This is a genomic window from Paraburkholderia sp. RL17-383-BIF-A, from assembly GCF_046028015.1.
Lineage (GTDB): Bacteria > Pseudomonadota > Gammaproteobacteria > Burkholderiales > Burkholderiaceae > Paraburkholderia.
Genome location: NZ_JARESR010000044.1, coordinates 17,488 through 36,576, shown reverse-complemented (window position 1 = coordinate 36,576; position 19,089 = coordinate 17,488). Strand labels below are relative to the sequence as shown.

At 61.7% G+C, this 19,089-nt stretch carries 15 protein-coding genes, 3 tRNA genes and 1 pseudogene; 6 read left to right on the top strand and 13 right to left on the bottom strand.

Translation table 11 applies throughout. From position 1 onward, the window contains the following. The first annotated feature begins 11 nt into the window (after positions 1-11). Both P0D71_RS32625 and P0D71_RS32620 read left to right on the top strand, forming a co-directional pair. Positions 12-686, top strand: a complete 675-nt coding sequence (locus P0D71_RS32625) for an arylesterase (RefSeq protein ID WP_408483578.1) — start codon at positions 12-14, stop codon at positions 684-686. A 118-nt stretch (positions 687-804) separates the two neighbouring features. Then, positions 805-1,146 (top strand): hypothetical protein, encoded by a 342-nt coding sequence (locus P0D71_RS32620; protein WP_091794382.1) that lies wholly within the window; start codon positions 805-807, stop codon positions 1,144-1,146. Between the two features lie 101 nt (positions 1,147-1,247). Here the strand turns inward: P0D71_RS32620 and P0D71_RS32615 are convergent, their stop codons facing one another. The 8 genes from P0D71_RS32615 to tig all read right to left on the bottom strand — a co-directional run bounded on the left by P0D71_RS32615 (position 1,248) and on the right by tig (position 10,423). Further along, entirely contained in the window at positions 1,248-3,185 is a 1,938-nt protein-coding gene (locus P0D71_RS32615; protein WP_408483577.1) for a SurA N-terminal domain-containing protein, read from the bottom strand. An 86-nt stretch (positions 3,186-3,271) separates the two neighbouring features. Next, positions 3,272-3,348 (bottom strand) — tRNA-Asp (locus P0D71_RS32610). 47 nt (positions 3,349-3,395) lie between these two features. Continuing rightward, a tRNA-Val gene (locus tag P0D71_RS32605) sits at positions 3,396-3,471 on the bottom strand. Positions 3,472-3,537: 66 nt separating this feature from the next. Next, the gene (locus P0D71_RS32600; protein WP_091794386.1) at positions 3,538-3,810 is read right to left on the bottom strand and encodes an HU family DNA-binding protein; all 273 of its coding nucleotides are present in this window, start codon (positions 3,808-3,810) and stop codon (positions 3,538-3,540) included. Positions 3,811-4,150: 340 nt separating this feature from the next. Continuing rightward, positions 4,151-6,574, bottom strand: coding sequence for an endopeptidase La (lon, locus tag P0D71_RS32595; RefSeq protein WP_091794388.1), 2,424 nt, complete (start codon positions 6,572-6,574; stop codon positions 4,151-4,153). A 203-nt stretch (positions 6,575-6,777) separates the two neighbouring features. Then, a complete protein-coding gene (gene clpX, locus P0D71_RS32590; RefSeq protein ID WP_007182009.1) occupies positions 6,778-8,049 on the bottom strand; it encodes an ATP-dependent Clp protease ATP-binding subunit ClpX in 1,272 nt (423 codons plus the stop codon). Between the two features lie 183 nt (positions 8,050-8,232). Then, the gene (gene clpP / locus P0D71_RS32585) at positions 8,233-8,886 is read right to left on the bottom strand and encodes an ATP-dependent Clp endopeptidase proteolytic subunit ClpP (RefSeq protein ID WP_007182010.1); all 654 of its coding nucleotides are present in this window, start codon (positions 8,884-8,886) and stop codon (positions 8,233-8,235) included. Positions 8,887-9,076: 190 nt separating this feature from the next. Further along, positions 9,077-10,423 (bottom strand): trigger factor, encoded by a 1,347-nt coding sequence (tig, locus tag P0D71_RS32580; protein WP_091794390.1) that lies wholly within the window; start codon positions 10,421-10,423, stop codon positions 9,077-9,079. A gap of 557 nt (positions 10,424-10,980) precedes the next feature. Here tig and P0D71_RS32575 point away from each other — a divergent pair. Both P0D71_RS32575 and P0D71_RS32570 read left to right on the top strand, forming a co-directional pair. Beyond that, the gene (locus tag P0D71_RS32575; protein ID WP_408292862.1) at positions 10,981-12,126 is read left to right on the top strand and encodes a glycerate kinase; all 1,146 of its coding nucleotides are present in this window, start codon (positions 10,981-10,983) and stop codon (positions 12,124-12,126) included. Positions 12,127-12,188: 62 nt separating this feature from the next. Beyond that, positions 12,189-12,641 (top strand): MarR family winged helix-turn-helix transcriptional regulator, encoded by a 453-nt coding sequence (locus tag P0D71_RS32570; RefSeq protein WP_091794395.1) that lies wholly within the window; start codon positions 12,189-12,191, stop codon positions 12,639-12,641. 27 nt (positions 12,642-12,668) lie between these two features. Here the strand turns inward: P0D71_RS32570 and P0D71_RS32565 are convergent, their stop codons facing one another. Together P0D71_RS32565 and P0D71_RS32560 are read right to left on the bottom strand one after the other, a co-directional pair. Further along, positions 12,669-14,129: a DUF3999 domain-containing protein gene (locus P0D71_RS32565; RefSeq protein WP_408483576.1), complete on the bottom strand. Its 1,461-nt coding sequence runs from the start codon at positions 14,127-14,129 to the stop codon at positions 12,669-12,671. Continuing rightward, positions 14,126-14,414 (bottom strand): annotated as a pseudogene (locus P0D71_RS32560) (DUF2339 domain-containing protein); the annotation flags it as partial. The gene P0D71_RS32565 and the pseudogene P0D71_RS32560, both read right to left, overlap by 4 nt. Before the next feature lie 117 nt (positions 14,415-14,531). Between P0D71_RS32560 and P0D71_RS32555 the strand changes: the two are divergent. Then, entirely contained in the window at positions 14,532-14,819 is a 288-nt protein-coding gene (locus P0D71_RS32555; RefSeq protein ID WP_091794399.1) for a hypothetical protein, read from the top strand. An 89-nt stretch (positions 14,820-14,908) separates the two neighbouring features. Here the strand turns inward: P0D71_RS32555 and P0D71_RS32550 are convergent. After that, positions 14,909-14,995, bottom strand: a tRNA-Leu gene (locus tag P0D71_RS32550). Positions 14,996-15,215: 220 nt separating this feature from the next. On the opposite strand from P0D71_RS32550, the gene P0D71_RS32545 reads away from it, so the two are divergent. Further along, complete coding sequence (locus P0D71_RS32545) at positions 15,216-16,040, top strand: squalene/phytoene synthase family protein (RefSeq protein WP_408483575.1); 825 nt, start codon at positions 15,216-15,218, stop codon at positions 16,038-16,040. A gap of 145 nt (positions 16,041-16,185) precedes the next feature. Here the strand turns inward: P0D71_RS32545 and P0D71_RS32540 are convergent, their stop codons facing one another. Then, positions 16,186-17,391 carry a DUF1501 domain-containing protein gene (locus P0D71_RS32540; RefSeq protein WP_408483574.1) on the bottom strand — a complete coding sequence of 402 codons (1,206 nt, stop codon included), beginning with the start codon at positions 17,389-17,391 and terminating at the stop codon, positions 16,186-16,188. Positions 17,392-17,482: 91 nt separating this feature from the next. Further along, a complete protein-coding gene (locus P0D71_RS32535) occupies positions 17,483-19,081 on the bottom strand; it encodes a DUF1800 domain-containing protein (protein ID WP_408483573.1) in 1,599 nt (532 codons plus the stop codon). Between the last annotated feature and the right edge of the window lie 8 nt (positions 19,082-19,089).

The window sequence follows — 19,089 nt, the reverse complement described above, 5'->3', positions numbered from 1 at the left end:
AAGTGCGTGCCATGACGTCTCGCGCCACGGCGCTGACGAAGGCTTGCGGCTGCACCGTGATGGCCGCCACCCTGTTTTCAGCGAGCTTCGCGGCCCGGACCGACAATGCGCCCGAACCGGTCAAGCCGGTGATCGTCGTGCTCGGCGACAGCATCTCCGCCGAATACGGCCTGCCCCGCGACACTGGCTGGGTTGCGTTGATGCGCCAGCGCCTCACCGACGAGCGAATCGATTATAGCGTCGCCAATGCGAGCATCAGCGGCGACACCACAAGCGGCGGACGCGCTCGCTTACCCGCGCTCATGCAACGCCTGAAGCCGAGCATCGTGATCGTCGAACTCGGCGCCAACGACGCATTGCGCGGCGTGCCGCTTTCCACCACCGAAGACAACCTGCGCACGATCATCGAGCAGGCTCAGCAAGGTCACGCGAAAGTCGTACTGGTCGGCATGTATGTGCCACCCAATTACGGCCCCGACTACACGCAAAAGTTCCACGGCCTGTACGGCGAGTTGTCAAAGCAACTGCGCGTACCACTCGTGCCGTTTCTGCTTGCCGGCATCGCCGACAAACCGGAGATGTTCCAGGCCGATCAGATTCATCCCACCCAGCAGGCACAGCCAGTGCTACTTAACAACGTGTGGCCCGCAGTCAAGCCACTCCTTCGCACAAGTTCGCCGCGCTGAAAAGCCTGCTAACAACTTGATTCCAGAACTTCGGGAACGCGGATCGGTAAGTTCTATCTGACACTTTCGTAATCCCGTGTAGCCCGGCTCGATTTTGAGCGACTTTTGAGGAGATAACGTGAAATATTTACCGTTAATCGCTTTGACCGTGGCAATTTCCGCCTGTGCCGCTCAACCGCCTGCTGGCGTTCAGTCCGTTGGGCAAAGCCAGCAGCCGCCTAAGGCTGTTGCAACCTGCATCGCGCAAAAATGGGCAGACAGCTCGCAGCAACAAGTCGTGTCGCAAGACACGCTGGCTAACGATCAAGCCATGGACGTGTATGTTCCGGGTCAGCAGCCGCCTAACGGCGCCGCGGCTGTCGTACGCCCCTCGTACACCGGCAAGGGCACCTGGGTCGGCTTCCGCGCCAATGGCGCCGCAGGCAGCGACGCCACGAGTGCAATCAGCGGCTGCCTGTAACGCGCTGCTGCCAACCGTTTGACGAGCTTGCGCTCGTCAAATGAAAAAGCCCCGCCATAGCGGGGCTTTTTTGCGTTCGCGCGTAGGCTTACGCGTGGGCGTTACTCGCCCCTTGCTTGCGCATTGCTGCTGTCGAGCGAACCGTAGAACTTCACCTTGGAACGCGCGCGCACGGCTGCGACATACGCCTCTGCTTCAGATTGCGCATCGACCTGCGCGATCTGTTGCTGTGCGGCGGCCAAACGCTGCGGATCGACCGTCGTGCCGGCTACCACCGCGTTCACACGATAGATCGCATAGCCGTCGTCACCCAGATCCACGCCGACATAAGCGGGCAATTTTTGCGCGTCCGCCTTGTAGATTGCACTCAATGCAGCCGGCGGCACGCCCTGCGCGTCGTTGCGCGATACCTTGAGTGACGACGAGAAGCCCGTGGTTGCCTTCGACTTTTCGAACTCGGCGAGTTTGGCCACGCCGTCTTTGTGAGCCGCGTCATTCGATTGAACCGCGATCACCTTTTGACGCACGGCGTCCTTGACGGCCTCGAGTGACGGCACCGCTGCCGCCTTGTAGTCGGTCACGCGCGCCGCGATCAACGTATTGCCGCCGAGGTCGATGGCCTGCGTGTTGTTGCGCGCCGTCACCGCGTCGTTCGCGAACACCGCGGCGAGGAATTTCGCGTTGTTCAGCGGGCTGTCAGGTGCAAGCTTCGGGTCCGGCTGCGGCGTGACCGTAGCGGTTTGCAATTGCAGCTTGTACTTGTCGGCAGCCGGCTGGAGGCTCTTCGCCTTTTCGTAGACGATCGACGTGAAGCCTTCTGAATCGTCGCTGAAAGCCTTGCTTGCCAACTGCGTCTTCAGGTCTTTCGAGATCTGATCTTTCACTTCGTCGAACGGCTTCGTAACGGCCGGCTTCACGTCTGTCACCTTGACGACGTGATAGCCGAAGTCGGTCTGCACGATGCCGCTGACTTCGTCTTTCTTCAGCGCGAATACAGCGTCGTCGAACGCCTGGCCGCCCGCGATCATGCCGCGGCCGAAGTAGCCCAGATCGCCGCCCTTCGACGCCGAACCCGGATCCTGCGAATTCTGCTGTGCGATCTGCGCGAACTGGTCCGGATGCGCCTTGATCTGCGCGAGCAACTCGTCGGCCTTCTGCTTCGCCTTGGCCTTGTCGGCCGCGCTCGCGTCTTTCGGCGCTGCGATCAGGATGTGGCTCGCACGCACCTGACCGTCGGTACGGTAGTGCGCGATGTTGTCGTCGTAGAACTTTTTCAGGTCGGCGTCGCTCGGCTGCACGGAAGCGGCGAGCGTTGCCGGCGACATCACGAGATACTGGATCGTGGCGGTGGCCGGCGTGGCGAATTCATTGCGATGCGCGTCGTAATACGCTTGCAGTTGCGCGTCGGTAGGCTGCACCTGCGCCGCGTAATCGCGCGGATGGAACGCGATGCCCTGCACTTCGCGCTGCTGTTCCGCGAGTTCGGTCAGATGCTGCGCGAGCGTCTTCGACGTGAACGCACTGCCTTGAATGCTGGCCGGCAACTGCTGCGTGGCGATGCTGTAGCGCACGCGTTCGTCGTACTGGTCGGGCGTCATGCCTTGCATGGCGAGCAGCTGCTTGTAGCGGTCGACGTCGATCGTGCCGTCAGGATTCTTCAGCGACGAGATCACCGGATCGTTGAGCAGCACGCGACGCACGGCGTCGTCAGATGCGGTCAGGTGCAGGCGCTGCGTTTCATCGGCCAGCACACGCTGTTCGATCAGGCCGTCGAGCATCTCGCTGCGACGCTCCGGCGTGTCGAACGACTTCATGTCGAACTGAGCGCCGAGCATCTGACGGGCACGGTCGAGTTGCTGACGCATCGCGTTATCGTATTCAGCGCGCGTGATCTTGTGACCGTTGACGCTCGCGACGTTTGCACTTTCGTCAAAGAAGCCGCGAAAGCCCTGAATACCCACAAAACCCAACCCCGGCACAATGACGAGGATGAGCATAAACATCATCAGGCGTTTGTGATTGCGGAAAAAATCGAGCATGCGTGAGGAGTGCCAAAAACAGAACGCCCGATCTTACAACAGCGGGCAATAAAAAAGGCGAACCGGAGTTCGCCTTTCGAGGATACTGGCGGAGTGGACGGGACTCGAACCCGCGACCCCCGGCGTGACAGGCCGGTATTCTAACCGACTGAACTACCACTCCTTATGCAGCAACTGCGCTGCGCTGAAACATTCAGCCGAATCTGAAACTGGTGGGTGCTGAGAGGCTCGAACTCCCGACCTACGCCTTGTAAGGGCGCCGCTCTACCAACTGAGCTAAGCACCCGTTTCACGATTCAGTGCTGCCGCTGCGTGACTTCTGTCTACCGACTTCCCTCAAGCAGCGAGCCCATTAGTTTAGCGCATCCTTCAGAGCTTTGCCAGGCCTAAATTTAGGAACCTTTGCTGCCTTGATTTTGATGGCGGCGCCGGTGCGCGGATTGCGCCCGGTGCGCGCGGTACGCTTGCCGACCGCGAACGTGCCGAAACCGACCAGCGTGACCGAACCGCCCTTCTTCAACGTACCTTTGACACCACCGATCACCGCGTCGAGTGCACGGCCTGCCGCTGCCTTCGAAATGTCGGCTTCCTGTGCAATGTGATCGATCAATTCCGTCTTATTCATCCCAACCCCCGAGAATGTTATGGCGATCGTGACGGCGCTCTATAGCGCCTGATATCACGCGGCCGGCGGCCAACGCCGGGCGCAATCATTAGAATTGGCCGAAACCCTTGTGTCAAGCGGGGTTGAGCCTGATTCGAGTGGTTTTCAAGCGGGCTTTTTATAACCGGATGTTGCCGCAATTCGATGCGCACACAACCAATCGGCCGACGCATCAAGGCTTTGCTCAATAGATGGGAAAACGTGTCTCACGAAACTACTGGCCGACATTGAGCGAACAATAAAAAACCCGCGGCCGTGACCGCGGGTTTTGTTCCAGCAAGCAGCTTCGTTGCAGAGTGCGTTAGTGCTTCACGACTTCAGTTGCTGCGGCGTCTTTGCCAGGCTCCGCTGCAACCGGCGCAGCAGGTTTCGGCTCTTCATCCGGCAACGCCGACGGCACACGTTCGAGCGCAAGTTCGAGCACCTTGTCGATCCACCGGACCGGCACGATTTCGATTGCGTTCTTCACGTTGTCCGGAATCTCCGTCAGATCCTTGACGTTTTCTTCCGGAATCAGCACCAGCTTGATACCACCGCGATGCGCCGCCAGCAGTTTTTCCTTCAGGCCACCGATCGGCAGAACTTCGCCACGCAGCGTGATTTCGCCCGTCATTGCGACATCGGCACGCACCGGAATACCGGTCAACACCGACACCAGCGCGGTCGTCATCGCGATACCGGCAGACGGACCGTCTTTCGGCGTCGCGCCTTCCGGCACGTGGATGTGAATGTCCTGCTTCTCGAACGCTTCGTCCTTGATACCGAGACGACGCGAGCGCGAACGGACCACCGAGCGTGCCGCTTCGACGGATTCCTTCATCACGTCGCCCAGCGAACCCGTGCGGATCACATTGCCCTTACCCGGCATCACCGCGGCTTCAATGGTCAGCAGATCGCCGCCCACTTCCGTCCACGCAAGACCCGTGACCTGGCCAACCTGATTTTCCTTCGCAGCCAGACCGAAGTCGTACTTGCGCACGCCAAGGAACGTGTCGAGGTTGCTGCCGTCCACCTTCACCGCGCCTTCCGCCTTCTTCAGCAGAAGCATCTTCACGACCTTGCGGCAGATCTTCGAAATTTCACGCTCGAGCGAACGTACGCCCGCTTCACGCGTGTAATAACGAATGATGTCGCGGATCGCGGTTTCCGTCACATCGACCTCGCCGTCCTTGAGGCCGTTGTTCTTCTTCTGCTTGGGCAAAAGATAACGTTGCGCGATGCTGACCTTCTCGTCTTCCGTATAACCCGACAGACGGATCACTTCCATCCGGTCGAGCAACGGCGGCGGAATGTTCAGCGAGTTCGACGTCGCCACGAACATCACGTCCGACAGATCGAAATCCACTTCGACGTAGTGATCGGCGAACGTATGGTTCTGTTCCGGATCGAGCACTTCCAGCAGAGCCGACGACGGATCGCCGCGGAAATCCTGACCCATCTTGTCGACTTCGTCGAGCAGGAAGAGCGGATTGCGCACGCCGACCTTCGTCAGGCTTTGCAGAATCTTGCCGGGCATCGAACCAATGTACGTACGACGGTGGCCGCGAATCTCGGCTTCGTCGCGCACGCCGCCGAGCGCCATACGCACGAACTTGCGGTTCGTGGCGCGAGCGATCGACTGACCCAGCGACGTCTTACCAACACCCGGAGGCCCAACGAGGCACAGGATCGGCGCTTTAACCTTGTCGACACGTTGCTGGACCGCGAGATACTCGAGAATGCGTTCCTTCACTTTCTCGAGACCGAAGTGGTCTTCGTCGAGCACGCGCTCCGCATTCGAGAGGTCGTTGTTGACCTTGCTCTTCTTGCGCCACGGCAGGCCGATCAGCGTGTCGATGTAGTTACGCACGACGGTCGCTTCAGCCGACATCGGCGACATCAGCTTGAGCTTTTTCAGCTCGGCGTCGGCCTTCTTCTTGGCTTCCTTCGGCATGCGGGCAGCCGTGATGCGCTTCTCGAGTTCTTCGAGGTCCGCACCTTCTTCGCCTTCGCCGAGTTCCTTCTGGATCGCCTTGACCTGTTCGTTCAGGTAGTACTCGCGCTGGCTCTTCTCCATCTGGCGTTTGACACGCCCGCGGATGCGCTTTTCAACCTGCAGGATGTCGATCTCAGCTTCGAGTTGCGCGAGCAGATGCTCGAGTCGCTCGATGACCGGGAACATTTCGAGGATGTGCTGCTTCTGGTCGAGCTTGAGCGGCAGATGCGCCGCGATCGTGTCGGCCAGACGACCGGCTTCGTCGATACCCGACAGCGACGTCAGGATCTCCGGCGGGATCTTCTTGTTCAGCTTCACATACTGGTCGAACTGCGACACGATCGCGCGGCGCAGCGCTTCGGTTTCAGCGCTGTCGGCGTGGTCGGGTTCGAGCGGCATGACTTCGCACGAGAACTGCGTTTCCTGTTCTTCGATGGAAAGCGTTTTCGCGCGCTGCAAGCCTTCGACCAGCACCTTGACGGTGCCATCGGGCAGCTTGAGCATTTGCAGGATGTTAGCAACGCACCCTACTTCGTACATGTCCTTTTCGGTCGGCTCATCTTTCGCAGCCGTTTTTTGGGCGACGAGCATGATGTGCTTGCCGCCTTCCATCGCTGCTTCGAGAGCCTTGATCGACTTCGGGCGGCCTACGAAGAGCGGAATCACCATGTGCGGGAAGACGACTACGTCACGCAGCGGGAGCAGCGGGAGCGTAATGCGTTCCGGCGGAAGGAGTTGGGTTCCTGACATTTCATTTCCCCATGAGTGGAATCAGTTCGTTCGATAGGTGAGGCCAGCAGAAAAGATTGCAAGCCTCCGCGTGTGGGAAAAGTTCAGTGACTCCGAAGGTTCAGTGACTCCATAGTGAAAACAACCATCCTGACCACACGATAAACGAAAAAAGCCGTTCACGTTGCCATGAACGGCTTTTTTTGCAAGAACCCGAAAGCCGATCAGTTCGAACCCGCGACCTTGGGCGCGTCTTCGTAGATCAGTAGCGGTTTGCCGTCGCCGTCAATAACGTTGTCGTCGATGATGACCTTGCTAACGCCTTTCATCTGCGGCAGGTCGTACATCACATCAAGCAACGCCTGTTCCAGGATGGAGCGCAGACCACGAGCACCCGTCTTGCGACGAATTGCCTTACGCGCCACAGCCTGCAACGCGGCCGGGCGAATTTCGAGCTCGACGCGTTCCATATTGAACAGCTTGTGGTATTGCTTCACCAGAGCGTTCTTCGGTTCGACGAGGATTTTCATCAACGCGACTTCGTCGAGCTTGCCGAGCGTGGCCACCACCGGCAGACGGCCGATCAGTTCGGGAATCAGGCCGAACTTGATCAGATCTTCCGGTTCCACTTCGCGCAGCACTTCGCCGGCGTCGCGGTCCTGCTTGCTCTTCACGCTTGCACCGAAGCCAATGCCGGTCTTCTCGGTACGATCGACGATAACCTTTTCGAGGCCGTCAAAAGCGCCACCGCAAATGAACAGAATATTGGTGGTGTCGACCTGGATGAAGTCCTGATTCGGATGCTTACGCCCGCCCTGCGGCGGCACCGACGCCATCGTGCCTTCGACCAGCTTCAGCAGCGCCTGTTGCACGCCCTCGCCCGAAACGTCGCGGGTAATCGACGGGTTGTCGGACTTGCGGCTGATCTTGTCGATTTCGTCGATGTAGACAATGCCGCGTTGGGCCTTGTCGACTTCGTAATTGCAGTTTTGCAGCAGCTTCTGAATGATGTTCTCGACGTCTTCACCGACGTAGCCGGCTTCCGTCAGCGTGGTTGCGTCGGCAATCACAAACGGAACGTTCAGAAGGCGCGCGAGCGTCTGTGCGAGCAATGTCTTGCCGGAGCCGGTCGGGCCGATCAGCAGAATGTTGCTCTTGGACAGCTCGATCTCATCCTTCTTGTCGAGATGCTTCAGGCGCTTGTAGTGGTTGTACACCGCCACGGCGAGAATTTTCTTCGCGCGCTCCTGACCAATCACATACTGGTCGAGGATTTCACGGATTTCCTGCGGACTCGGCAGATCGGACTTGGACAAGCCCGCCTCGATGCCCGCACCTGCAGCCTCATCGCGGATGATTTCGTTGCACAGGTCGATACATTCATCGCAGATGAACACCGACGGGCCGGCAATCAGCTTTTTGACTTCATGCTGGCTCTTGCCGCAAAACGAGCAATACAACAGCTTTTCGCTGTTAGAACCTTTCTTGTCCGCCATAGATGTGTGAGCCTCCGGACACTCGATTACATAATACGCCGTTTGCCCCCGCCTCGCAGTTTGGGCGCGGCAGGGACTGAGCCAAGGTGACGGCGTTTGCCGCAGGCGCTCGGACGAGTCTTGATTGTTTCACAATCGATCGGCTAACGGTTTTACCCCAATTCGGGGCAAAACCGCACCAGATCAAGGACGCTTGTGCGCCACCTGGTCAACCAGACCGTAAGCTTGCGCGTCGTCGCCGGACATGAAGTTGTCGCGGTCGGTGTCGCGTGCAATACGTTCGACCGGTTGGCCGGTGTGATGCGCCAGCAGATGATTCAGCCGTTCCTTCAAATACAGGATTTCGCGCGCCTGAATTTCAATATCCGACGCCTGACCGCGAGCACCGCCGAGGGGCTGGTGAATCATCACCCGCGAATTAGGCAGAGCAAAACGCTTGCCCTTCGCGCCCGCTGCCAGCAGGAACGCGCCCATACTGGCCGCGAGACCCATGCACAGCGTAGAGACGTCCGGCTTGATGAACTGCATCGTATCGTAAATCGCCATACCGGCGGACACCGAACCACCCGGGCTGTTGATGTAGAAACTGATGTCCTTGTCCGGGTTCTCGCTTTCCAGGAACAGCATCTGCGCAACCACGAGATTAGCCGTCTGATCGTTCACTTCGCCGACCAGGAACACAATGCGTTCCTTCAGCAGACGCGAATAAATGTCATACGAGCGCTCGCCCCGGCCGCTCGTCTCCACGACGATCGGCACCAGACCGAGCGCCTGCGCTTCGAGATCCCGCGACGACTGGGAGGTCAACGTGTCCAGCATTTGAGCGCGAAAGGTCATGCAGTGGATCCTTGTCTGAAATATTCTGAATATTACATGCTAGACAGGTGTGGTCGACGACCCCGTATTCAAGTGCGCGATCAGTGCGAGCGGGATGCCTGTGCCTCACACAACGCTCCACACTTTTGCAGCACAAAAAAACGGCGTGCGGGCCGTCGCTCCGACAGCCGGCACGCCGTTGCAGCGACGCTTACGCTTGCGCCGTTGCGCTTGCCAGTTCTTCGAAGCTCACTTCCTTGTCCGTCACCTTAGCCTTGCCAAGGACGAAATCGACGACGTTGGCTTCAACGACGTACGCTTCCATTTCGGCAAGGCGTTGCTGGTTGGAATAATACCAGCGGACGACTTCCTTCGGGTCTTCATAGCTTTTCGCGAATTCGTCCACTTCGGCACGAATCTGCTCCGGCTTGGCTTGCAGTTCATTGGCCTTGACCAGCTCGGCCAGCACAAGGCCCAGCTTGACACGGCGCTCAGCCTGTTCCTTGAACATGGCAGCCGGAATCGGTGCGTCTTTGGCGTTCGGCACGCCACGTTGCTCCAGATCCTGACGCGCCATCGCGACGAGGCGTTCCTGATCCTGCTCGATCAGCGCGTTCGGTACGTCGAGTTCCGAAATCTTCAGCAGCGCGTCCATCACCTGGTTCTTGACGATGGCTTGCGTGCGGCGCTTCGCTTCACGTTCGAGATTGTCTTTGATCTCAGCGCGCATCTTGGTCAGGTCGCCGTCTTCGATACCGAGCGACTTGGCGAATTCACCGTCGATTTCCGGCAGATGCGGCCACTCGATTTTCTTCATCGTGATCGTGAATTGCGCGGTCTTACCGGCGACTTCCTTACCGTGGTAGTCCTCGGGGAAAGCCAGGTCGAATTCCTTCGCTTCGCCGACCTTCAGGCCAGTGGCTGCCTTTTCGAATTCCGGCAGCATGCGGCCTTCGCCCAGCACGAACGCGAAGTCTTCAGCGCTGCCGCCCTGGAACACTTCACCGTCGATCTTGCCGACGAAGTCGACCGTCACGCGATCGCCTTCTTTGGCCGCCGTGTCCGCGCCGCCGTCACCGTGCTCGCCGGATTCACCGCGAGCGTGGAAGTGCACGCGCTGCTTGCGCAGGATCTCCAGCGTGCGGTCGATTTCCGCTTCGCTGATGGTGGTCGTGGTGCGCTCGATTTCCGCCGTGGCGACGTCGCCCAGCTTCACTTCCGGATACACCTCGAATGTCGCGTCGAACGCGTAGTCGCCTTCAGTGGCGTCGGTCTTCGGCGCAAAGCTCGGCTGACCAGCGACGCGCAGGTTTTCGGCGCGGCTGATGTCGAAGAATTCCTTGCCGACCTTGTCGCTCAGCACTTCGGCTTCCACCTGGCCCGAATACTGTTGCGTCACCATCTTGAGCGGCACCTTGCCCGGGCGGAAACCCGGCATGCGCACGTTCTTCGCGAGTTGACGGATACGCGAGTCCACTTCCTTCTGCACGGCGTCCTTCGGCAGGGAAATCGTGACGCGGCGTTCGAGCTTGCCGAGGTTTTCAACAACGTTAGCCATGGCTTCAATCGTCCTAAAATTATTCGAGCGAATCAGTTATCTTCTCCGTGCCGCTTTTCGATGCTGCGCGGTGTCGCGCAGTGTGGCGATCACGTCTTTAGCATCGATTGCGCGCCTGCGCCGCGGGCTTGCAGGCCACCGGCAGCACGGTTGGGTCCAAAGAGCCGAATATTTTAGCAAACTATTTGCGCGACTAGCCGGGATTCGATGAATGCGCGCTTTTTTATCGGGATTTTGATCGGTTTCCGGCCGCTTTCCGATCTGTTTGATGCCAGTTTCTGCCCCGTTCCGGTGCGCCCCCGGCGGCGTGCCGCCGCCCCTGCGCCACCTGCTCTCACGCGCAAGCCGGGCGCTTTGCGCCACTTCACATCGATCATTCAGCGTCGCCGGACTGATGCGCCGCGCGGTTGCGCGCGCCGCCGCCGACAATGCCCGCTATGCCGTTCGACATATTCAGTCGGCGCGCCCATGCTGATAAGCTAATGGACGCGCTCGGGGCTGCGCCCGCATCGTCATTTCACCCGCCCTCGCAACGACTCCAACCATTCAGAGACACCATGCCGAATTCGCCGTCCTCGCCCGTCGTCGTCATTGCTCCCGATTCCTTCAAAGGCTCGCTTAGCGCGGAACAGGTCGCGCAAGCGATCGCGTCGGGTATCCAGCGCGCCCGCCCCGACGCGAGCGTGCGCATCTGCCCGATGGCCGACGGCGGCGAAGGTACGCTCGACGCCATGCTCACGAGCGGCGGCGAGCGCCGCAAGCTAATCGTGCGCGGCGCGGCAGGGCCGGTGCGCGAAGCGCTCACGGGCCTCCTTGCGGATGGCAGCGCGATTATCGAAACGGCGGAGATCGTCGGCATTACGGATCCGGTGGGAATGGGCGTGCCCGTCGAGGCGCGTAGCACACGCGGCATGGGCGAAGCGATTCGCGCGCTGATGGACGCCGGCGTGCGGCGCTTTTTCGTCGCGCTTGGCGGCAGCAGCACGAACGACGGCGGCGCGGGCCTGCTGGCGGGCCTCGGCCTCAAGCTGTTCGACGCGCAGGACAAGGAACTCGACGCCACACCGGAACAACTCGCGCGGCTTGCGCGAGTGGACGTGTCGCAACTCGACGCGCGCCTGGCGGACACACTGTTCGTCGGCATGTCGGACGTCGACAATCCGCTTACTGGCGACCACGGCGCAACCGCGGTGTTCGGTCCGCAAAAGGGCGTGAAACCCGAGCAGATTGCTTCAATCGACGCAGCGCTTGCCCGCTTCGCCGATCTGCTCGAACCGGCGCTCGGCCGCACGGCGCGCGACCAGCCCGGCGCGGGCGCGGCCGGCGGCCTCGGCTTCGCGCTGCATATGCTCGGCGCGCAGTTCGAACCGGGCGCGGAAACCGTCGCGCGGCAAATCGGTCTGGACGCCGCGCTTGAAGGCGCGAACTGGCTGATCACCGGCGAGGGCCGCTCGGACGTGCAAACGCTGCACGGCAAAGCGCCCTTCATCGCGTGCCGTCATGCGCAGGCAGCGGGCGTGCCCGCCACGCTGCTCTCGGGCGGGGTCGACTCCGCGGCCTTGCCGCGCCTTGCCGAATATTTCAGCGGGTGCTTCTCGCCGGCACCCGGGCCGATCACGCTCGAGCTCGCGATTCGCGACGCGGCACGCCTTCTGGCGGACGAAGCCGAACAGTTGACGCGCCTGAAGTACGGCACGCGTTGACCGGCAGGACGGTTGCGGCAACAATCACAGCGCCGCGACCGCTCACTCACTACGGGAAGACCATGAAGGCACCCAAAGCCGGGCTCGAACAATTCCTCACGTACCGTCTGCATGTTCTCAACAAACTCGCCGAGCGCGGCATCAGCGAACGCTATCAGGACAAGCTCGGCGTCACCTTGCCCGAGGCGCGGGTGATTGCGTCGGTGGGATCGTTCGGGCCGTTCTCGATCATGGAACTGGCAAGGCATGCCAATCTCGACAAAAGCCAGGCAAGCCGCGCCGCTGAAGCATTGATCAAACAAGGACTCGTGAAGCGCGAAGCGAGCGCCGAAGACGGCCGTGTCGTGCTGGTCTCCCTCACGCCCGAGGGCCGCGCGTTGTATCGCAAGGTGATGCCGATCGCGCGCAAGTGGAACGGTGACATGTTCGGCTGCCTCGACGAGCAGGAACAACTCGCGTTCGGCCACGCGCTCGACAAGATCATCGGCACGATGACCGCGCGCGAGGAAGAGTGACCGGCGCGGCATAGGCGCGCGCCGAGTTCAACCGTTGCCGCCTTGCCCGTTTGTGTCACCCGTGGCGGCATCGTGAGTCGTCGCGCTCGCCACACCGGACCCTGCGGACCCACCAGACACACCACCAGACGCCACGCCCGCTCGAACCTGAGCGCGTCGCGCGAGTCGCCAGGCGATCGCCCCGAGCGAACCGACGGCCAGCAGCAGCGCCGCCCATAGCAAATAGCGGCGCGTCCCATCCGGATCGTGGCTCGCGGCCTGCGCGCTCGCCGCCTGCTCGGCAGATAGCGCGTCACCCAGACGGGCCGTCGCGGGCACTGCTGAGGCGCCCATCAACAACTCGCTCCGGCTCACCGCCGCCGACGCCGTCGCCGCGCTCCCGACCGCCAGCGTGAACGGCGCCGCGCCACGCGCGGCGAAAGTCAGCGTAGCCGGACGCCAGCCCGCGGCAATGGTTAGCGCTCCGCTGCCGAGCCCACCGTTGCGCGTGTCGACCACCACACGCCATTGCCGATCCGCGTCGGGCGTCAATTCGAGTGAAGGATTGCTCTGCTCCACCGCGCCGTTGTGCAAGCGGAACAGCATCGCACCGGCGACTTCGCGCCACGGCGCCTCCAGCCCCGAGCGGGAATAGACGACGGCAGGCGCGACGGTATTTGGCTGAGGCAGATTCAGCCGCAGCCGGTCGACGGGATACGGGCCACCGGTGTTGAAGAAGTACTCGCCGGGCTTCACGCCCGCGTGGGCGACGATGCCTTCGCGCCACGCCCGCTCCGCGCGTTGCACGGGCTCGACGGCAACCGCCTGCACCTCCATCTCCATCGAGTCGACGTACGGCGCGCCGTCGAGCCAGCGCAAACGCAGGTACCGCGCAGGTGTGCCGCCCAGTTCGATCCTGTCCTGACTCAGCGTGCTGCCGTTGTAGCTGACCTTGAGGAGTTGTGCGTCGCCCGCGGGTTGCCAGTGACGCAGATCATCACTGGCTTCCACGCCCACGCGCCCCTGGTAATTGTCGTCGCGCAGATGCACGAGCAACGCGCTCACGCGACTCGTGCGCGACAAGCGCCCGGTATCGATTACGTCCGTGTCGTGCTGCGCGCGGGACGGCGGCGCCGACGTTGCACGCAACGAACCATCGCCGGCAATCGTCACCCCGAGCGGCGCGCCAGCGCTTTTGGCGGCCGTGGACGGCAACGGAAACCAGCGCGCCGGACGCAGCGTGGGCGGCGTGCGAGCGGGTTCGCGAGGCGCGTCGAGCGAGTACGGCACCGGCTCGCCCGCACCGTTGAAGATGCGCACGTCACCCAGATCGCTGCGCTGGCTTGCCGCGTAGACGGCTGCCGGCAACGTCATGCTGTAATGCGCGGCGCCCTCGTCGAGTTGGAGCGCGAAGCGTTGTGCGAAATCATCCGCCGCAAATGCGGGCGCGCACGTCCACGCCGCGACGATCGCAACACCCCAGCCAGTCAATGCGAAGACATGTTTCATTGTTCAGTTTCCAGGACCATAGCCTTGGGCGGCAACGGCGAGAAGAAGCCGATGAAGCCGATCAATAGCAACATCGACCCGATGCCGATAAACGATGCGGTCCTCCCGATTTCCGTCACGAGGGACAGGTCGAACAGAACCCGCTTGAGCAAAGTCGCCGCGAGCAGCACGGCGCCAATGAGCCAGAACAGCCGGCTCAACCGGCTCACCCGGCGCCTCACCCAGATCGTCACGGCGAAGCGCGCACACCGTCCAGAATACCGATATTGACGCCTGCACGAGCATGAAGTGACATTGCATCGAGCGCATACGGCAGGCGGCCACGATAAGGCGCCAACCATGTCAAAATTCGGCACCGGCCATCGAGCCTTCATCTCCCACATTTCATCCAAGGAAGTTGCAGTGGATATCAACAAACAGGTCGCGGCCCTCACCGCTTCGGAACTCCAGACGGCCGGCGCAAGCCAGGCTACGGCGATCGCGGTCAGTGTGCTGCTGCGTCATCTTCGCTCGCCTGAGCTCGCGAAGCTATTGTCGTCGGCCTTCGAAAATCACCAGGCGGTCATGCTGCAAACGCCGTGGCCCGATCAGATGTTGCAGGCGTTCGAATCGACCCGTCGTTTTCTCGAAGGCGCCGCACAAGCGGATCTGCCAGGCACGCAAGCGCCCGCGCAAACGCCGGACGCCTGAGCGCGGCCGAATAGCGCCGGCGGCATTGCCGAAAAAGCAAAAAACCCCGTCAGCCCAAAGACTTGACGGGGTTTTTCACTACGAATAAATGGTGCGAGGGAGGGGACTCGAACCCCTACACCCTTGCGGGCGTCAGGACCTAAACCTGGTGCGTCTACCAATTTCGCCACCCTCGCAGCCGGGCAATGCGCGATGCGTTTGCCCGTTGTCCTGCATACTGTCGGCCGCGTCTGAAACACGCGCCCGAAAGCGTAAGCGCGAGATTCTAACCGATTGATTCGCGCTTGTCTGCATTTGCCCGGCATCTGTCGAAGCGGCGCCGATGCTACAATTTTTGGCTTGATGCACGCACGACGTGCCCCCTCTTCGCCTGCCCTTCCCCACATTCCCAATCCAGTGAATTTCGAAGAATATTGCCAGCAGAAAGCGGCGCCGCCCGGATCGAGCACTTACTATGCGCTTCGGCGGGCGCCCGCGGCCAGCCAGCCGCTGTTGACCGCGCTGTTCGCGCTGCGCCGCGAGTTCGAGGAAACGGTCAAGGAGACGAGCGATCCGGCCATTGGCCGCACGAAACTCGCGTGGTGGCAAAACGAAATCGCCGCGCTGGCTTCGGGTTCGCCGTCGCATCCGGTGTCCAAGGCGCTGGCCGCGCATCTGCCCGACGTGAAAGCCGAGTATCCGGCGCTGCAAACGTTGCTCGCCGGGTTCGAAATGGACCTCGACCAGGCCCGTTACCTCGATTACCCGAATTTGCGGCGCTACGTGCAAGGCGTGGGCGGCACGTTCGCCTCGCTGGTCGCGCGCGCCACGGCGAAAGACGCCGCTCAGGCGTCGAACTGGTCCGCACCGCTCGGCGAGGCGCTAATGCTTGCGCAATTCGTCGTGGAAACGGGCCATGACGCGCGCCACGGCCGCATCTATATTCCGATCGACGAAATGCAGCGCTTCAATGTGACCGCCGCGGATCTGATCAATCGGAAATACACCGAGGCATTCACGGAGTTGATGCGCTTCGAGACGAAGCGCGCCCGCGATGCACTGCAAAACGCCCTCGGCGCCGTGCCCGCCAACGAGCGCCGCACGCAGCGCACGCTCGTCGCGCAAGCCGCCTTGGCGTTGGCTCTGCTGGATGAAATCGAACGTGACGGCTATCACGTGCTGCATCAACGCATCGCATTGACGCCGATTCGCAAGCTTTGGATCGCGTGGCGCGCAAAGTGACCGGGCGGCGCGTCGATCTGGCGGCGGTCTGGCGTCGGAAGCGGTCGGCGCGTCACTCACCGCGTCGCTAGAAAAAGACGTCGGTAGATGGGCTCCCAAAAACCGTTGCCAAGGTGTCGTCAAAGGGTGTCGACAAAAGCTGCCGTCAAACCCGTAGCAACGGCAGCGGCTCGAACCGCTGCTGCAGAATCGCCGGCGCGTCGAGCCCCCACCACGGCCCGAGCACCGTGGCATAAAGCTGCCGGAAATCGACACCGACCGGCAAGTTGCCATTGCCGTCGAGCCGCGCCAGCACCGGCGGGACGCCGTATAGACCACCTCGCACGCGTCCGCCCATGACGAAATGCGGCGCCACGGTGCCGTGGTCCGTGCCGTTGCTCTGGTTCTCACGCGGACGCCGGCCGAACTCGGCATAAGTCATCACCAAGGTATCGTCCCAGCGACCGAGTTCGACGAGCGCGGATTTCATCGACGCCACTCCTTCCGCCAGTTGCTTGAGCAGCACCGCCTGCTGACCCGGCTGATTCTGGTGTGTATCGAAACCGTTCAGCGTCAGGCGGATCACCGCAACGCCGTGGTCGTTTTTCGGTGCGTCGCCGGCCGCGAGCACTTGCATCGCTGCCTTGATCGAACTGCCGAAGGCTCCACCCGGAAAGACGGTTTTCAACTGAGGCTGGCCTTGCGTTGGACGCAGCCGGTCGGCGGCTCTCACAATGTCGTTTTCGACGTCGAGAATATGCGCCAGCTCCGGATTGCGCTCGTGCAGCGATACGGGCGTGGCGAGCCGCGAAGCCGCTACGAACTGCGCCGGATTGACCAGCGCGATGGCGCGCGCGCCGTTCGCGAGCGGCCCCATCTCGGCGCTGCCGATCACCACGCCGTCGGCGGCGAACCCGACGGGCACCGGCATTTGTGCAAACGCGCGGGTGAGCCATCCTTCGTGCAGATACTGGTCGGAACGCGACGCGGTGTCCCAGATCTCGATCGAACGGAAATGCGACAGGTTGGGCTGGGCATAGCTCACGCCCTGCACGATCGCCAGTTGCCGGTCGCGCCACAGCGGCATGAGCGGTTGCAAAGACGGATGCAATCCGGTGCGCTCGTCGAGTTGAATCGCCTGCTCGCGTTTGATTCCAATGTTCTTGCGCAACTGATAGTAAGCAGGATCGGCAAACGGAATCACGGTATTCAAACCGTCGTTACCGCCTTTCAATTCGATGAGGATCAACAGGTTCTCGTAGCCGCGTGCCGACGATGCGCGCGGCTCCGCCGACTGCGCGCCGTATGCGTGCGGCAGCCAGAACGTGACGCTCGAAGCCGCGCACATCGAGAGAAAGCTGCGTCGTTTCATCCTGCACCTCGTTCGATTGTCACGGCGCGGGTCATGTCCGCTTCGACAGTCCCGTCTTTTTCACCGTTTGGCGCGTGCCTGTTTCAATGGCTCACTTCAATTGATACGCCGGGTCCATCAGCAATGCTTGCAGATAGGCGCCCGCGGTCGAATCGGTCTCGATCGCGTCCACCGGCGTGAGCGGCAAGACCGCGTGTTGCAACTGCAACTCGGCCGACAATCCGGGGCGGGCCGTCGGTGCGGTGTTGTAACGCGCGAGCCATGTTCCAATGTCGAAGCGTACGCCACCTTTGCCACCCTGAGCGGCATGCGCCGTTGCGCGCTGCAGCGGCGCTGTGGTCTGCATGCCGGACATCGCGTCGCTTGCCGCGATCCTCGCGCCCGCCAGATTCGCCGTACGCAGTGGACCCGCGGCCTCGGTGGCGCGGAACAACTGCTCGACGAACTGCTTGCGGGCAAGCAGTGTGGAACTGTTGATCCATGTCGTGCCGCCCGGCCATCCTTTGACGTTCGGCGGATAGAACAGGTTTTCGCCGAGCGTGCGGATTTGCGCGGCAAACGGCGCGGTATTCTCATAGCCGATGTCGAATGCGCGCAGCGTGCCGACCACGAACTCCGCCGGCGACTTCACGAGGACGCCGCGATGATCGTCCTCCCAGAACGCGTCGCTCAGGAAAATGCCGCGCAACGCCACCTTGATGTCGTAGCGGCTCGCGCGGAAGCGCGCCGCGATCGGCGCGATACTCTGCGGGTCCGGCGTATCCGAGACGAACTCGCGCCACAATTTCGTGGTCACGAAGGTGGAGGTCTCTGGCTGCGCCAGCAGAATATCGAGCACCTGATCGCCATCGAACGGCCCGGTCTTGCCAAGCACGGTCTTCTCACCTTCGTCATGCTGGTTGGAGCGCCACACGTAGGCCTGCGTGTCGGGATCGAGACTCCACCCGGTGTAAGCGCGCGCCGCCTCGGACACGTCACGTTGCGAGTAATGCCCCTCGCCAAGCGTGAATAACTCCATCACCTCACGGGCGAAATTTTCGTTGGGCTTGCCCTTGCGATTACTCGCGCCATCGAGGTACTGCAGCATCGCAGGATCTTTCGCGACGTCGTGCAGAAGCTCGCCGAAATTGCCGAGCGCGTTTCGGCGCAACAGCAGGTTCTGCAGCGCCATTTGCTGCGGATACTGCACCTTGTCCTGCCCCGACGTGAAGTGGTTATGCCAGAACAGCGTCATGCGCTCGGTAAGCGGCGACGGCGTGGCCAGCATCTCGCGCACCCACCATGCGCGTAATAGTTCGTAACGCTGTCCGCGCAATCGCTGCGCTTCGCGACGCTGATCATCGGTCCATGCCTTGCGCGTTTCGCGTGTCGGTATCGGCTCGAGGACCCAGTCGGGCAGCGGCGTGACCGCCTCGGTTCTGGCGCTCGCGAGCACTGTGTCGACGGCCTGCACTCGCGTGAGTCCGACGTATTGCGCGAGCTCGGCGGCATCTGGTGCGAAGCCGACGCGCGTCAGAAAGAAGCGCGCGTCGTCGGCATCGAGAATGCTCTGCTCGCGTTCGGAAGCCGCACTGTCGCCTGCAGTGGGCGCATGATGAGTGCGATGTCCGACATGCGACGCTGCCGACGGCACGGCGGCGGGCGGCAAACCCACGGCCGCAGCCGGTAAACCGATTGCCAGGACCGTCATGGCAGTGG

Bases quoted from the DNA above. Each gene is read 5' to 3' on its own strand.
- tig (WP_091794390.1), bottom strand. From the start codon at position 10,423: ATGGCTAACGTTGTTGAAAACCTCGGCAAGCTCGAACGCCGCGTCACG.
- clpP (WP_007182010.1), bottom strand. From the start codon at position 8,886: ATGACCTTTCGCGCTCAAATGCTGGACACGTTGACCTCCCAGTCGTCG.
- P0D71_RS32540 (WP_408483574.1), bottom strand. From the start codon at position 17,391: ATGAAACGACGCAGCTTTCTCTCGATGTGCGCGGCTTCGAGCGTCACG.
- P0D71_RS32575 (WP_408292862.1), top strand. From the start codon at position 10,981: ATGCCGAATTCGCCGTCCTCGCCCGTCGTCGTCATTGCTCCCGATTCC.
- lon (WP_091794388.1), bottom strand. From the start codon at position 6,574: ATGTCAGGAACCCAACTCCTTCCGCCGGAACGCATTACGCTCCCGCTG.
- P0D71_RS32535 (WP_408483573.1), bottom strand. From the start codon at position 19,081: ATGACGGTCCTGGCAATCGGTTTACCGGCTGCGGCCGTGGGTTTGCCG.
- P0D71_RS32615 (WP_408483577.1), bottom strand. From the start codon at position 3,185: ATGCTCGATTTTTTCCGCAATCACAAACGCCTGATGATGTTTATGCTC.
- clpX (WP_007182009.1), bottom strand. From the start codon at position 8,049: ATGGCGGACAAGAAAGGTTCTAACAGCGAAAAGCTGTTGTATTGCTCG.
- P0D71_RS32565 (WP_408483576.1), bottom strand. From the start codon at position 14,129: ATGAAACATGTCTTCGCATTGACTGGCTGGGGTGTTGCGATCGTCGCG.
- P0D71_RS32625 (WP_408483578.1), top strand. From the start codon at position 12: ATGACGTCTCGCGCCACGGCGCTGACGAAGGCTTGCGGCTGCACCGTG.
- P0D71_RS32570 (WP_091794395.1), top strand. From the start codon at position 12,189: ATGAAGGCACCCAAAGCCGGGCTCGAACAATTCCTCACGTACCGTCTG.
- P0D71_RS32600 (WP_091794386.1), bottom strand. From the start codon at position 3,810: ATGAATAAGACGGAATTGATCGATCACATTGCACAGGAAGCCGACATT.